The organism is Streptomyces sp. 4F14, assembly GCF_048159485.1.
Taxonomy (GTDB): Bacteria; Actinomycetota; Actinomycetes; order Streptomycetales; family Streptomycetaceae; genus Streptomyces.
Genome location: NZ_JBLRVY010000008.1, coordinates 1 through 14,370 on the forward strand (window position 1 = coordinate 1; position 14,370 = coordinate 14,370).

Annotated in this window: 10 protein-coding genes and 2 pseudogenes; 5 read left to right on the forward strand and 7 right to left on the reverse strand. The window is 70.6% G+C overall.

What is annotated here, in order from left to right:
• Positions 1–181 precede the first annotated feature (181 nt).
• Positions 182–1,342, reverse strand: coding sequence for an ABC transporter substrate-binding protein (locus tag ACLZOT_RS15350; RefSeq protein WP_416969439.1), 1,161 nt, complete (start codon positions 1,340–1,342; stop codon positions 182–184).
• A 276-nt stretch (positions 1,343–1,618) separates the two neighbouring features.
• Positions 1,619–2,044 carry a peptidase inhibitor family I36 protein gene (locus tag ACLZOT_RS15355; RefSeq protein ID WP_416969440.1) on the reverse strand — a complete coding sequence of 142 codons (426 nt, stop codon included), beginning with the start codon at positions 2,042–2,044 and terminating at the stop codon, positions 1,619–1,621.
• A 179-nt stretch (positions 2,045–2,223) separates the two neighbouring features.
• Between ACLZOT_RS15355 and ACLZOT_RS15360 the strand changes: the two genes are divergently transcribed.
• The 3 genes from ACLZOT_RS15360 (at position 2,224) to ACLZOT_RS15370 (ending at position 5,553) form a co-directional block, all read left to right on the forward strand.
• On the forward strand, positions 2,224–3,570 hold the full coding sequence (locus tag ACLZOT_RS15360; protein WP_416969441.1) for an endonuclease domain-containing protein: 1,347 nt from the start codon (positions 2,224–2,226) through the stop codon (positions 3,568–3,570).
• Between the two features lie 155 nt (positions 3,571–3,725).
• Positions 3,726–4,613: an SCO6745 family protein gene (locus tag ACLZOT_RS15365; RefSeq protein WP_416969442.1), complete on the forward strand. Its 888-nt coding sequence runs from the start codon at positions 3,726–3,728 to the stop codon at positions 4,611–4,613.
• Positions 4,614–4,719: 106 nt separating this feature from the next.
• Positions 4,720–5,553: a PIG-L family deacetylase gene (locus ACLZOT_RS15370; RefSeq protein ID WP_416969443.1), complete on the forward strand. Its 834-nt coding sequence runs from the start codon at positions 4,720–4,722 to the stop codon at positions 5,551–5,553.
• A gap of 25 nt (positions 5,554–5,578) precedes the next feature.
• Here ACLZOT_RS15370 and ACLZOT_RS15375 read toward each other — a convergent pair whose 3' ends face one another.
• The 3 genes from ACLZOT_RS15375 to ACLZOT_RS15385 form a co-directional block, all read right to left on the reverse strand.
• Positions 5,579–7,174: a M4 family metallopeptidase gene (locus tag ACLZOT_RS15375; RefSeq protein WP_416969444.1), complete on the reverse strand. Its 1,596-nt coding sequence runs from the start codon at positions 7,172–7,174 to the stop codon at positions 5,579–5,581.
• 158 nt (positions 7,175–7,332) lie between these two features.
• The gene (locus ACLZOT_RS15380) at positions 7,333–8,691 is read right to left on the reverse strand and encodes an RICIN domain-containing protein (protein WP_416969445.1); all 1,359 of its coding nucleotides are present in this window, start codon (positions 8,689–8,691) and stop codon (positions 7,333–7,335) included.
• 14 nt (positions 8,692–8,705) lie between these two features.
• Positions 8,706–10,130, reverse strand: coding sequence for an endo-1,4-beta-xylanase (locus tag ACLZOT_RS15385; RefSeq protein ID WP_416969446.1), 1,425 nt, complete (start codon positions 10,128–10,130; stop codon positions 8,706–8,708).
• A gap of 495 nt (positions 10,131–10,625) precedes the next feature.
• On the opposite strand from ACLZOT_RS15385, the pseudogene ACLZOT_RS15390 reads away from it, so the two are divergent.
• Positions 10,626–11,543 (forward strand): annotated as a pseudogene (locus ACLZOT_RS15390) (non-reducing end alpha-L-arabinofuranosidase family hydrolase); the annotation flags it as partial.
• Between the two features lie 67 nt (positions 11,544–11,610).
• On the opposite strand, the gene ACLZOT_RS15395 reads toward ACLZOT_RS15390, so the two are convergent.
• On the reverse strand, positions 11,611–12,282 hold the full coding sequence (locus ACLZOT_RS15395; protein ID WP_416969447.1) for a TetR/AcrR family transcriptional regulator: 672 nt from the start codon (positions 12,280–12,282) through the stop codon (positions 11,611–11,613).
• A gap of 114 nt (positions 12,283–12,396) precedes the next feature.
• Here ACLZOT_RS15395 and ACLZOT_RS15400 point away from each other — a divergent pair.
• A pseudogene (locus ACLZOT_RS15400) lies at positions 12,397–13,200 on the forward strand (FAD-dependent oxidoreductase); the annotation flags it as partial.
• A gap of 306 nt (positions 13,201–13,506) precedes the next feature.
• Here ACLZOT_RS15400 and ACLZOT_RS15405 read toward each other — a convergent pair.
• Complete coding sequence (locus tag ACLZOT_RS15405) at positions 13,507–14,370, reverse strand: alpha/beta hydrolase (protein ID WP_416969448.1); 864 nt, start codon at positions 14,368–14,370, stop codon at positions 13,507–13,509.

Sequence of the window (14,370 nt, forward strand, 5' to 3'; positions counted from 1 at the left end):
CCGGCCCCGCCCCCCCCCCCCCGGGGCCCCCCCCGCCCGGGCCCCCCCCCCCCCCCCCCCCCCCCCCCCCCCCCCCCCCCGGGCGGGGGGGCCCCCCCCCGGGGGGTGTACGTGGGGGCGACGGCGCTGATCCCGGAGGCGGCGCAGCACGACTGCTCGGTCGTTCTGTCGGGCGCCGCCGTCACTTGCCGGGATGCGTGCCCAGGTAACCCGGCGTGGGATTGCCCTTGACCTCGCCGATGTACACCGTCATCTGCTGACGCAGCCGCTCGGCCGCCGCACGGTCCCCCATGAACTTCGGGAACCCGTCCACGTTCGCGTTCTTGTACTCCCACACCTGCTTCAGTCCGCTCGGCGGGGCGACGTCGGTCCTCACCGACCAGCCTCCCTCCTGCGCCTCCTTCGACAACTGCCAGTTGAGGAAGAGCTTCGCGGCGGCAGGGTGCCTGGCCTTCTTGAGGATCGCCTCACGCTGGCCCCACGCCACGAAGGGGTCCTCGGTGCGCGGCAGCATGCCGACCGTCTTGGCCTTGGGGTCCTTGCCCGCGTCAGGAGTGACCCAGCCACCGAGGCCGATCGCCTTCTTGCCCGCCGCCATCTGGTTCCCGGCCGAGTCGGAACCCCGCAGGAACTCGGTGTTCTTCGCCATCCCGGCCAGCCAGTCCCACCCGAACTTCTTCACGTACAGGCTGTAGAGGTACAGCGTCGCGTCGTCGTCGTTCGGGTACGCCGACGCGATCTTCCCCTTCCACTTCGCCTCCGCGAAGTCCTTCACGCTCTTCGGTACGTCCGCCCCGACCAGGCCCTTGTTGTACGCGGCCCCGAAAGCGAGCACCCCCGTGGCGACCCACGCCCCGTTCTTGTCCTTGAACGCGTCGTAGACCTTGCCGAACCCCGCCGGCTTGTACTCCATCAGCGCGCCCTGCTCCTTCCAGCGCGGGAAGTCCTGGAGCGTCTGGAGCTGGACGACGTCGGGGACGAGGGTGTCGGTGGCGAGCTGGTTGTCGACGCGGGCGTCCTGGTACTTGCTGTAGTCGACGACCATCGTCATCTTGACGTCGGGAAACTTCTTCTCGAACGCCTGCTTGGTCGCGTCCTGCTGGTTCGCCCAGTCCCCGCCGGCGTAGACGACGAGCTTCCCGCCCTCGGCCTTCGCCGCGGCGTAGAGCTGGTCCAGCGTCTTGCCCTCCTCTCCCCCGCCCTTGGCACGGGGGACAGCCGCCGCCGATATCGCCATACCGACGGCGAGCACAGTCACGACGGCGGCCGCGGCAGCAGGGCGCCTCCTTCCCCGCTTCGCGTCGAAGGGCGAGGTGCGGTTCGCGAACGAGTTGCCCAGCATTCGACGACTCCCATCAGTCACGAGAACTCAGTCGGAAAGGGGAAAAGAACCCGGAGGACGACCGTGACGATGGACGTCCTCATACGGATCTCAGAATCCACTCAATGAATGATTTTCGCGACTTCAGCGGCTTTGTTCTCCGGACCGGGCGGCGCCGATCAATCCTGTGGTCCTCCGGGGTGGCCAGGAGTTCGCGGTACTCGAAGCGCCCCTGGGCCAGGGGCGGACGGTGGCCTGCTGTTGTCCTGGGGAGGACACCGTCCGCCGGCACCGGGGTCAGCAGTTGAACGCGTACCAGACCGGCGCGAAGTTGTAGCTGGAGAGCCCGTGGATCGTGCCGTTCACCTCGCGGCCGGGGATGGTGTACAGGACGGTGAACTGCCGGTTCTTGAACGAGGCGGCCGTACCTACCGTCTGGGCGTTCCAGGCCGACCCCGCGCCGTTCCACTGGACCAGCCGGTAGTCGTTGCAGACGTAGAGGTCGAAGCGGGTGCCCTTGAAGTTCGGCTCGGTGTAGAGGCAGAGGCGTCCGAAGGCGCAGTCGCCGCCGTCGCCCCGTGCCGGGACACCGTCCACGCCGTCCACACTCGCCCGCGAGTTGTCGTTGGAGGCCGCCGGTGCGGACCAGGCGGGGCCGGCGAGGGTGCCTGTGGTGAGTGCAAGGGACGCTACTGCGAGTGCGGCGCCTTTGATGAATCGCATGGTGGTTCCCCCTCGTTTCGCTGTAAAGCGGTCCTCACGATCGTCTCCCGCCGAGCGTCCGGGACTCCAGCAGTTCGATGAGCATGGAAATGTTGCGGGGCGGGCGAAGGTGGCGAACCGGATGCTCAGGCATGGAGGAGTCAATCCGTTGCCGCGTTGCGGGCCATTAGCCTGGCGGTATGTCAGAGCGTGCCGTGTCCGGTCGCGCGGACGGCCTGATCCCCCTGGCCGACGCGGACACTCTGTGGGTCCGGTTGACGGCCGCAGGTCCCGTGCCGACGGCTTCTGGGGCGTTCAGCCGCTCTCCTGCCTGTGCCCGGGTGGGTTACGTCCTGCTCGGCGGCCAGGTGGTGGCGACGGTGGGGACGAGCGCCGGTGAGTGGAGCGTTCGGGAGGCCGAGGTGCGCCGGGCTGCCGCGGAGCTGAACGGGGTGGGGATGGATCGGCGGGACCTGGTCCGCATCGGTCCGTTTCGTGGGGTGCCGGAGCAGGAGCGCGGCGAGGGAGCGCCGCTGCGTTGGCGCCTGCGCATCGCCGGGGAACTGCGGGAGGCGGGCCCGCGACATGACGTCGGCCGGCCGAACCACCTGGCGGGGATCGACTGGCGACAGCTGCTCGTGGAGCAGACCCGCGACGGGACTCAGCGCACGTGGTGGCTGCCGCGCGCGGTGGTCAGACTGCTGGACGCGACCGAGCACGCCGAGACGCGGTGGGTGCGAGCCGCGCGGACCCACCAGACAAGCGCAACCATCACCCAGCCGTCCTCCCACCCCCGCCAGGCAAGCACAGCCGTCACCCAGCCGCCCTCCCACCCCCGGCGGACGGCGAACCCCGAGGGCCCCACCCCCTCACTGCTGCCGTACGGCAAAGAGCTGGAAGGCCAGCTGTACTCGGTGCTCAGCAGAAAGCCCGGTACCTCCCGCAAAGTGGCCCGGTGGGCGTGCGCCGTCTGCCGCACCGCGCCCGCCACCGTCCTCGACCACTGCCACGAACACGGCTACGTCCGCGCCCCCGTCTGCCAGTCCTGCAACACGCAGGAACGCCCCGACCACCTGTACAGCAACGACATCCGCGTGGCGAGCCGCTACACACGCCTCTTCCACACCGACGCCGACGACTGGCTCCGCCACTGGCACCGCTGCCCCGGCTGCCGGGCACGCACCACACTGCCCCTGCCGCACCTCGCTGCGTGGACCGCCCACATAGCCTGCCGGTCGCTGCGCCCGACCCACCGAGCCTCCGGCGGGCGCAAGCCCTGTGGTGTCCTGCGCGTGTCCTGGACGGGCAGTCAGAACGCGCCCCGTTCCTGCCTGCTCACTGTCGCCGTCGACTTCTGCCCGTCCGGCGAGCACCGTGTCCTGGCGCGAGTCCCCTACCGCGAAGCCGCCGAGCGGTTTCGTGCCTGGCTGGCCGAGACGGCCCCTGCCGTGGCCGCCGCGGCCGGTCCTGACCGGCTGGACGGCCTCCCTGCCCAGTTCCGGCCGGTCGTCGCGGACACCAACGGCGAGGACCTGGAACTGTTCTGAGCGAGCACCGGGAGACCTGGCGCTTCAGGGCCGTAGCCGCCGGAGCAGCCTTCCGATAACGTACCGACCAGGCGGTACGACCGGGTGTGCCCCACGCGCCGTCGTGTGTTCGACGAACAGCACCCCTTCATCCGCCACAGGACGGCGAATCCCTCATGACGCAGAACACGGACGGCGACAGCCTGGCCCTCGCGCGCCAGACCTGGAGAACTCTGGAGCCCTACCACGGGGCCGTCTACTTCTCGCCCGAATGCGCGGGCCAGTACGCCGAGTTGGGCGTGGACGCCAGGACGGGATACTTCGCGTCCCGTTCCGCCGCGCTCGGCGCCGCTCCGGCGGATCTGGTCATCGCCACCTTCTACAACTTCAACCCCCAACTGGTGCGCCGAGCCATACCCGCGGCGTGGGAAGCCGCCACGCCGCAGCAGTTCACCGCCGCCCGGCTCACCGGGATCGACGCCACGCTCCGCCGCGTCCTCGGCGGGGACGTCTCCTCACCGGAGCTGGCCCGCGCGGCGGAACTGGCCCGTACGGCAGCCGAAGTGACCGTGCGTCATCCACACGGCCGCCCCCTCTTCGCCGCGCATGCCGCGCTGCCGTGGCCGGACGCACCCCACCTCGTGCTCTGGCACGCACAGACCCTGCTGCGGGAGTTCCGTGGCGACGGCCACGTGGCGGCACTGCTGACCGCCGGACTGAGCGGGCTCGAAGCCCTCGTCACGCACGCCGCCACCGGCGACATCGACGCAGGGGTGCTGCGCGACTCGCGGGCCTGGACGCCGGAGCAGTGGGAACAGGCCGTACAGGACCTGCGTGAACGTGGCTGGCTCGACGAGGGACCTCGCCTGGCCCTGACCGAGGACGGTACGCGGCGCAGGGCGGAGATCGAGCACACCACCGACACGCTGGCCGCGCTCCCCTACCTCACGCTCGGTCCCGCCGCCTGTGCCGAACTCCGTTCACTGGTCAGACCGTTCAGCCTCGCGGTGGCCAAGGAACTCCTGCCGTGGGCAGCCGCCCGCCTCGGCGAAGAGAGTTCTTGAGGGAACAGGTGGTCCGGTCGGCGTGGTTGCGTCAATGAGGAGGCGCCGCACGGGCACTCCTCCGCACACTCGGATCACGACGCATGTCCACAGGAGGACTGTTCCCATGGCTGACCGGCCCTTGACGCTCATGGCAGTACACGCCCACCCCGACGACGAGGCCACCAGCACCGGAGGGGTCCTCGCGCGGTACGCGGCGGAAGGCATCCGCACGGTCCTCGTGACCTGTACCGACGGCAGCTGCGGTGACGGACCAGGAGGCGTCAAGCCCGGCGAGCCCGGGCACGATCCGGCGGCGGTCGCCGCGATGCGCCGCCGGGAACTGGAGGCCAGCTGTGGCGTCCTGAAGGTCAGCGATCTGGAGACGCTGGACTACGCCGACTCCGGAATGATGGGCTGGCCGAGCAACGACGCCCCCGATTCCTTCTGGCGGACCCCCGTGCAGGAGGGCGCGGCCCGGCTCGCGGAACTCATGCTGCGCTACCAGCCCGATGTGGTCGTCACCTACGACGAGAACGGCTTCTACGGTCACCCCGACCACATCCAGGCCCACCGCATCACGATGGCGGCGCTGGAGCTGACCGAGCTGACGCCGAAGGTGTACTGGACCACGGCGCCCCGCTCGATGATGCGACGGTTCGGCGAGGTGATGCGCGAGTTCGGGGACGACGTCCCGGAGCCGGACCCCGCCGAGGCCGCCGCACTGGCCGAGATCGGCCTCCCCGACGACGAGATCACCACGTGGGTGGACACGACCGGGTTCAGCGGCCAGAAGTTCGACGCGCTGGCCGCCCATGCCAGTCAGGGCGAGAACATCTTCTTCCTCAGGATGGGCAAGGAGCGGTTCGGCGAGCTGATGGGCCTGGAGACCTTCGTACGGGTCCGGGACACCACCGGCACGGCCACGCCCGAGGACGATCTCTTCGCCGGTCTGCGCTGATCCGCCCGGCCGGAGGCGACGCGGGTCAGTTCACGTTGACGGCGCTCCAGGCCGCCGCGACCGTGCCGTACTCGGTGCTGCCCGTGCCGTAGAGGTCCCGGGCCGCGTTCAGGGTGGCCGTCCGGGCTCCGGCGTAGTTCGTCGTGGACGTCATGTAGACGGTCAGGGCGCGGTACCAGATCGCGCCGAGCTTGGCGCGGCCGATGCCGGTGATCGTGGAGCCGTCGGCCGTCGGGGAGTCGTAGGCGACCCCGTTGAGCGTCCTGGCTCCGCTGCCCTCGGCGAGGAGGTAGGCGAAGTGGTTGGCGACGCCGGAGGAGTAGTGGACGCCGAGGCGGGCGACCGTACTGCTCCACTGGTCGGCGGAGCCGCCGTCCCTGCTCGGCCGGTCCATGTAGCGCAGGGCGTCGCGTTTGAGGCCGGGGCGGACGACCTTCTCGCCGATGAGGTAGTCGCCGGGGTCCTGCGGGTTGTCGGCGTGGAACTCGACGAGCGCGGCGAAGATGTCGGACGTCGCCTCGTTGAGGGCGCCGGACTCGCCCGTGTAGACGAGCCGGGCCGTTCGCGACGTCACGCCGTGCGACATCTCGTGGGCGGCCACGTCCAGGGAGGCCATCGGCCCGAAGTTGGTGCCGTCGCCGTCGCCGTAGGTCATGCAGAAGCAGTTGTCGTTCCAGAAGGCGTTGGCGAGCTTGGTGCCGTAGTGGACGCGGTTGTGTGAGCCCTTGCCGTCGTCGGCGATGCCGTTGCGGCCGTGGACGTCCCGGTAGTAGTCCCAGGTCATGGCGCTGCCGTACTGGGCGTCGACGGCGGCGGTCGAGCGGTCGGCGGTCGTGCCGGTGCCCCAGTGGTTGTCGTCGTCCGTGAGCGGGGGCACCGGGACGCAGGCGCCGGTGGTGCACGTGTCGGTCCTGTCGGCGGCGTCGCCGGTGTAGGTGTCGCCGCGGGTGGGGTCCTTGAGCTGGTGGGCGGCCCCGGCGGGGGTCGTCTCCAGCGTGACCGTGCCGCTGTACAGGGACCGGCCGTCGCCGGTGGCGGTCTCCAGGGTGTCCCAGGTGTCGAGGCGGGCGCCGGTGCGGGCGTCGGTCAGGACGGTGCGGGCGACGGGGTTGCCGCGCGGGTCCAGGGCGGTGACGTCCGTGCGCCAGGCGAGGCGCGGGGCGCCGTGCAGGGCGTCGACGACGAGCCGGGGCTCGGCCTTCACCTGCTGGAGCGTGTCCGCGCGCAGGGTGCCGGCGGCGGCGTCGGCCGCTTCGGAGGCCGGTATCTCCGGGGCCGTCCCGGGCAGGGCTATCGCCGCGTCCGTGGCCCGGTCCGCGCCGCGGTACGTGCCGTCGGGGGCGAGGTGGACGACGAAGTCGCCGCCCAGGACGGGCAGTCCGCGGTAGGTACGGTCGTACCGGACGTGCCGGGAGCCGTCCCGGTCCACGATGACGTCGCGTACGGAGGCGGCCTGCGCGGCGGTGAGTCCCAGCGCTTCGGCGTGGTCGGCGAGGACGGTGGCGCGGGTCGGCCGGTCGGCCGCGCCAGCGGCCGGGGAGAGCCCGGTGGCCAGCAGCGCGGCGGTGATGCCGGCGGTGGTGAGACGGGCATGTCGGGCGTACGGCCCTGTCCGGTTCATGGGTGTCTTCTGTCTCCTGTGGGAAGGGATCATCAGGCTGTCATGTCCATCACTGAATGACGGTCCGAATCAGCCAAGTCCCTTTCCGGCAGGGGGCGTTGAACACGCCTGAGGGGAGCCGGTACGGTCCCGGCTCCCCTCAGGGCACAGTGCGGCCGTCAGAACTGTGCGAAGAACCTCCAGATCTCTCCCTTGGTCCACGTGGTGGCGCCGTTGTCGCCGCCGGAGCCGTCCACGGGGGCGGGTGCGTGGCCTCCGTCGAACGCGGCCCACTGGACCGGGTATCCGGCGCGGCAGCCGGAGTAGGCGGTGGTGACGTGGGTACGGCTGCCAGCCCCGGGCTCGCGCGGGTTCTGGGCGGAGCAGCCGTTGTTGCGGACGAACCGGTCGCGCAGCGAGCGCCCCTGACTGATGCCCAGGACGGAGTCGCTGACGCCGTGGAGGCCGAAGTAGGCGACCGGCTGGGAGCCGCCGTCGCAGCCGCTGATCTCGGCGCCGGAGATGACCGCGACGGCCCGGAAGGCGTTCGCCCGGCCGCACGCGAGCGCGTAGCTCATGCCGCCGCCCCAGCTGAATCCGGTGGCGAAGCGCTGGGCCGGGTTCACGCAGAGGCCGCCCTCGATGCGCCGGATCATGTCGTCGACGAAGACGCTGTCCTCACCGCCCGAGTTGGCCCAGCCGTTGCCGAGGCCCTGCGGGGCGACCAGGATGGCGGAGTTGTTCGACTGTTCCTGCTGGCCGTAGTAGGACCAGGTGGTCCCGCTGCTGCCGCCCGAGGCGACGTCGTTCGCGGTGCCGCCCCGCCAGTGGAAGGCGAAGACCAGCCGGTAGCGGTGGTTGTTGTCGTAGTTGGCGGGGACCCGGAGGATGAAGCTGCGGCTCTTGCCGCCGCTCTGGATGGTGTGCGTGCCGCTGGCCAGCGTCGGCGCACTGCCGCACGCGCCGTTCCCGCCGCCGGACGACAGCTTGACCATCTGCCACTGCTGGCCCGCGCCACCCTGGTCCGCGTACTGGACGACACTGCCGCCGTCGGACGTGGAGGCGCCCTGCACCTCCACCGCCTTGCCGCTGCCGCGCCCGATCAGCCGGACGTGGCCTCCGTCGGAGTCGGCCAGCCGGAACTGCTGGTTGGTGCCGCCGTGGTCGGACCACTGCTGGATCGCGGCGCCGTCCGCGGTCGAGGCGCTGGCCACGTCGAGGACCTTGTCCGAGTGCCGGGCCTTGAGGCGGTAGAAGCCGCCGCCCGAGTCCACGAACTGCCACTGCTGGTTGGCCGCGTCATTGCGCGTCCACTGCTGGATCCGCGCGCCGTCGGCGGTGGAGGCGCCGGAGACGTCCAGCGCCTTGCCGCTGCCCCGGTTGACCAGGGCGTACCAGGCGTTGGTGTCCACCGTCGCCGCCTCGGCGGGCGCCGGGTTCAGGGCGGTGAGCAGTCCGGCCGCGAGGGTCGCCGTCGCCAGGGCGGCGAACCGGGACCGCCGGCGCCGCCGGGCCGGGAGGGTGTCGTACGCGGTCATCGTCCGTCCCTCCGTCAGGTCCGGGTCCAGCGCTGGGCGGCGGGGCAGGAGTTGAGCTGGATCAGGGTGCCGTTGGCGGTGCCGCCCGCGGCGGTGTCGAGGCACAGGCCGGACTGGACGCCGGTGATGGTGCCGTCGGAGTTGAGGCGCCACTTCTGGTTGTCGCCGCCCCAGCAGCCGTAGATCTGGACCTTGGTGCCGGTGCCGGTGCCCGCGGCGTCCAGGCACTTGTTGCCGTACACCGTGAGTTCACCGGCGGCGGTGGCCGTCCACTGCTGGTTGGCGTTGGTGTGGCAGTCCCACAGCTGGAGCTGGGTGCCGTCGGTGGTGCTGGCGCCGGGTACGTCCAGGCAGCGGCCCGAGCTGGTCCCCTTGATGGTGCCGCCGCCCGTGGGGGGTGTGGTCGTGCCGCCGTTGAGGGCGTTGAGGACGGAGGTGTAGGCGGGTTTCTTGCTGCCGTTGCCGTTGAACAGCAGCGGTGTCTGCTCGGCTCGCCACGAGTCGGTGTCGCGGACGCCCCAGACCGTGATGCCGAGGCAGCGCGGGACGGCCAGGCAGTCGTTGGTCACGTTGGCGTAGGTCGTGGCCGAGGCGCCCTGGATGTCCAGCTCGGTGATGGCCACGTCGACGCCGAGGGCGGCGAAACTCTGGAGCGTGGTACGGAAGTTGCTGTTGTAGGCGCTCTCGTTGTTGAAGTGGGACTGGAAGCCGACGCAGTCGATCGGCACGCCGCGCTGCTTGAAGTCCTTGACCATGTTGTAGACGCCCTGCGTCTTGGCCCAGGTCCAGTTGTCGGTGTTGTAGTCGTTGTAGCAGAGCTTGGCGGCCGGGTCGGCGGCGCGCGCGGTACGGAAGGCGACCTCGATCCAGTCGTTGCCGGTGCGCTGGAGGTTGGAGTCGCGCCGGCCTCCCGAATTGCCGTCGGCGTACGCCTCGTTGACGACGTCCCACTGGGCGATCTTGCCCTTGTAGTGGGCCATCACGCCGTTGATGTGGTTGATCATCGCCTGGCGCAGGGTGCTGCCGCTGAGGCTCTGCATCCAGCCGGGCTGCTGGGAGTGCCAGGCCAGGGTGTGGCCGCGGACCTGTTTGCCGTTCTGGACGGCCCAGTTGTAGACGCGGTCGCCGGCGGTGAAGTTGAACTGGCCGCGCTGCGGTTCGGTGGCGTCGATCTTCATCTCGTTCTCGGCCGTCACCGAGTTGAACTCGCGGGCCGCGATCGAGGTGTACGCCGAGTCGCCCAGGCGGCCCGAGGCGATGGCGGTGCCGAAGTAACGGCCGCTCTGCTGGGCGGCGGCGCCGAGCGTGGTCTCGGCGGCGTGCGCGGGTGGCGCCACCGCCAGCGCGGGTAACACGCCGAGGGCGCCGACGGCCAGCGTCAGCAGCGAGCCGCGGATCCCGCGGCGGACTGCGGATACGGGTGGGGTGTACGAGCGCATGGCTGTGCCTCCTGGGGGACGTCACGGGATGACCGGAGGGGCTTGTGTGCGCGGATCTGCTGTGCGGCTCTGTGCTCAGGGGACCGGCATGGTTCGGTATCTCGAACCGGAGTCGGCCGCTCAGAGAAGGATGATTGAAGGATTGACGGTGAGTCGTCAACACTCCCGGCAGAGAAAGTTTCAGTTCCCTCTTCGCAACTTTCGAAGCGTTCGACCTGTCGGATCCGGGAATTCTTTGTGGACAGATCGGCGCGAGACCTTGACCACGAGGTTTCGCATTCCTACCTTGTGGCGTCAAGGTTCGGGAAACTCTTCGAATGTTTCGAGGCTTCCCGGTTCCGTGTACGACCGCTCCGCAGTTCTCCGGCGTCACCTCCCCCACATCCCCAAGGAGGCCCCCTGATGCGGTTACGACGTCTGTCCACCTTCCTCGCGCCCCTGCTGCTCGCGGCCGGCGCCCTCGGCGCCAACGCCGCCGACACGGCGACCGCCGCCCCCAGAGCGTGTGACCTTCCGTCGACCTACAGCTGGTCGTCGACAGGAGCACTCGCCCAGCCCAAGGCGGGCTGGGTCTCGCTCAAGGACTTCACGGTCGCCCCCTACAACGGCAGGCAGCTCGTCTACGCGACGACCCACGACACCGGGACACGCTGGGGTTCGATGAACTTCGGCCTGTTCGGCAACTGGTCGGAGATGGGCTCGGCCAGCCAGAACGCCATGTCGAACTCCACCGTCGCGCCCACGCTCTTCTACTTCGCGCCGAAGAACATCTGGGTGCTCACCTACCAGTGGGGCGGGACCGCGTTCTCCTACCGGACGTCGACCAACCCCACCAACCCCAACGGCTGGTCGGCCCAGCAGACGCTGTTCACCGGAAGCATCTCCGGCTCCGGAACAGGCCCCATCGACCAGACGCTCATCGGTGACAGCCAGAACATGTACCTGTTCTTCGCCGGCGACAACGGCAAGATCTACCGGGCGAGCATGCCGATCGGGAACTTCCCGGGCAACTTCGGCTCGTCGTACACGACGATCATGAGCGACACGGTGAAGAACCTGTTCGAGGCACCGCAGGTCTACAAACTCCAGGGCCAGAACCGCTACCTCATGATCGTCGAGGCCCGGGGCGCCAGTGAGCGGCGCTACTTCCGCTCCTTCACGGCCACCAGCCTGAGCGGCACCTGGACACCCCAGGCCGCGACCGAGAGCAACCCCTTCGCCGGCAAGGCCAACAGCGGTGCCACCTGGACCAACGACATCAGCCACGGCGAACTGCTCCGCACCAACCCCGACCAGACCATGACCGTCGACCCCTGCAACCTGCAGCTCCTCTACCAGGGCCGCAGCCCCAGCTCGGACGGCGTCGACTACGGCCTCCTCCCCTACCGTCCGGGCCTGCTGACCCGACGCTGACGACACGAGGAGCCACCAGGGCGGACCCGGCACCTCAGCCGGGCCCGCCCACGAGCATGCGTACGGGTCATGACGCGCCGGATTCCGCGCTCCCCTCGGTCCCCCGGTAGCCGTGCAGGAACGCGTCGACGGCCCTGGTGACGCACGCGTCGATCTGGGCCGGGGTCTGGGGCGGGCTGATCTCCGAGTCGACGAGGGCGATGAAGTGGGCGGTCGCGTGGGCCGGGGCGTCGGTGCGGGTGAGGGCGGTGAGGCGGCGGGTGACTTCCTGGTGGACCCGGTGGGGGCCCGCCTGCTGCCAGGTGTCGATGACCGCCGGGGGGAAGTGGTGGGCCTCGGCTCTGATCTGGCGGATCATCGCGAAGTGGTCGGGGAACCGGGTGCGTTGACCGACCAGGGCGTGGCCGAGGGCGAGGAGGTCGGCGCGGGCGTCGGTGCCGGTGAGCTGTTCGTCCACGGTCGCGATGAAGGCGTCGGCGACCTGGCTCGCGCTGTCGTGCAGGACCTCGGAGAAGAGCTGGTCCTTGCCCTGGAAGTGGTTGTAGATGGTGCGGGTGGAGACCCCGGCCTCGGCGGCGATGGCCTCGATGCTGGTGCGGCTGTAGCCCTCCCGGCCGAAGACGGTGCGGGCGCCCTGGGTGATGGCCCGGCGTTTCGCGGCTCTGGCGCCGGGGCGGGCCGTGGGGGTGGTGGTCAGGGCGTCCTCCGTGGCTCGGCCGGTCTGCGACGCACGGTGCACTTTACTTTCCTGGCCCTTAATTGCCATACAGACTGCATTTTACTTAGGTGCGTGTCCAGGCTCCCGGACGTCGGCGGCCCCCTGCCGCCGAAGTGACCACGAGGAGCGCTGCACATGGGCAACACGGTCGCGATCATCGGCGGCGGATACGGCGGGGCGGCGCTCGCCCGCGACCTGGACCCGGACTTCGACGTCGTCCTGATCGACCCGAAGGACGCCTTCGTCCACGCGGTGGCGGCGCTGCGCGCCCTCGTCGACGCGGACTGGGCGCACCGGATCTACTTCGGCTACGACGGCCTGTTCACCAAGGGCCGGCACCTGCGCGACCGTGCCGTGGCGGTGGACACGGGCGGCGTCACGACGGCCGGCGGCACGCGGATCGACGCGGACTACGTGGTCCTGGCGACCGGCTCCTCGTACCCGTACCCGGCGAAGCCCGACACCGAGGACAGTGCCGCCTCGTTGCTGCGGCACGCGGACACGCGGGCCGAACTCGCCGCCGCGTCCCGGGTGTTGCTGCTCGGGGCCGGTCCCGTGGGGCTGGAGCTGGCCGGGGAGATCGGCGAGCGGTGGCCGCGTACCGAGGTCGTGGTGGTCGACCCCGCCGGGGACGTGCTCGGCGGGCGCTACCTGCCTCAGCTGCGCGCCGCGCTGCGCGAGCAGCTCGCCGAGCGTGGGGTACGGCTGGAGCTGGGCAGCGCGTTGACGGGTCTGCCGTCGGTGGCGCCGGGGGTGCGCGAGCCGTTCTCGGTGGCCACCGGGGCGGGGGTGCGGATCGACGCGGATCTGTGGTTCCGCTGCTACGGCATGACGCCGCTGAGCGGCATGCTGCGCGGCGCCCTCGCCGGCGCCCGGCGCTCCGACGGGCGTGTGGAGGTGGACGGGCACCTGCGGGTGGCGGGCGCGTCGAACGTCTTCGCCGTCGGCGACGTCACCGCCGTACCGGAGCCGAAGCGGTCCAAGGCGGCCTCCGAGCACGCGGTCGTGGTCGCCGCGAACATCAGGGCGCTGGCCTCGGGGGAAGCGCCGGCGCGGAGTTACCGGCCGGGGCCGGACGCGGTTCTGGTGCCGCTGGGTTCGACCGGGGGCGCCTCGCAGGTGCCGGGGCCCGGGGGGCCGGTCGTCCTGGGGGCCGGGGAGACGTCCCGTTACAAGGGTGCCGACCTGTTTGCTGGGGCGGTTCGGCGAACTGTTCGGGACTGTCTGACCCCGGCCCGCAGGGGACTACATCGGGCAGGTGGTCAGGAAGGCGACCGTGGCGGGGTCGTTCGGGGTGGGGCAGAGGAACTGGGTGTAGCGGGTGTCCTCGTCGACGAAGCGTTTGAGCCAGGCGATGCCGTATTTGGCGATCGTCGTGTGCGGGCGGGCGAAGGTGAAGTGGTCGGCGCCTCTCAGCTCGACGAACGCCTTCTCGGGGGTGTTCGTCAGCCCGTTGTAGAAGGGCAGGGCGAACGAGGAGACCGGGGCGACGGTGTCACCGTCGGCGCCGAAGATCAGGGTGGGGACCGTGATCCGGTCGGAGACGTTCACGACGTCCCAGGGCGCCAGGGGGATGGCCGCCTTGAGCGCCGGGGTGCTCGCGGCGCTCTCCAGCGAGCCGCCGCCGCCCATCGACCAGCCCATCACGGCCGTACGGCGGGGGTCGATCCGGTTCTTCACCGCGCTGGCGGTCGTCAGGTACGTGAGCGCGGCGAGCTGCTGTCTGCTGCGGTCGGCCGGGAAGTCCCAGAGGAGGACGGTGTCGACGGTCATCACCACGAAGCCCTGGGAGGCGAGCCGGGGTCCGTACCAGGCGATCTCCGTCTGCGAGGAGACGAAGCCCGGCATGATGACGACCGCGCCGAAGGTGCCCTGGCTGGTGTCGCGGGGGTAGTAGACGGTGCCCTGGTTGAAGCCCGGGCCGCTGCCCGGCGGTACGACGGCCGAGTCGACGGCGAACGGGCCGGTCTCGGCGGTGATGCTCGCCTCGGTGGGGGCCGGGCCGCGCTCGTAGGGGTTGGCGACGACGGCCCGGGCGGAGCCGGCGAAGGCGATCGCGGAGACGATCGCGAGGATCGCCATGAGCGCCCGGAGTCGGAGCAGTTTCAC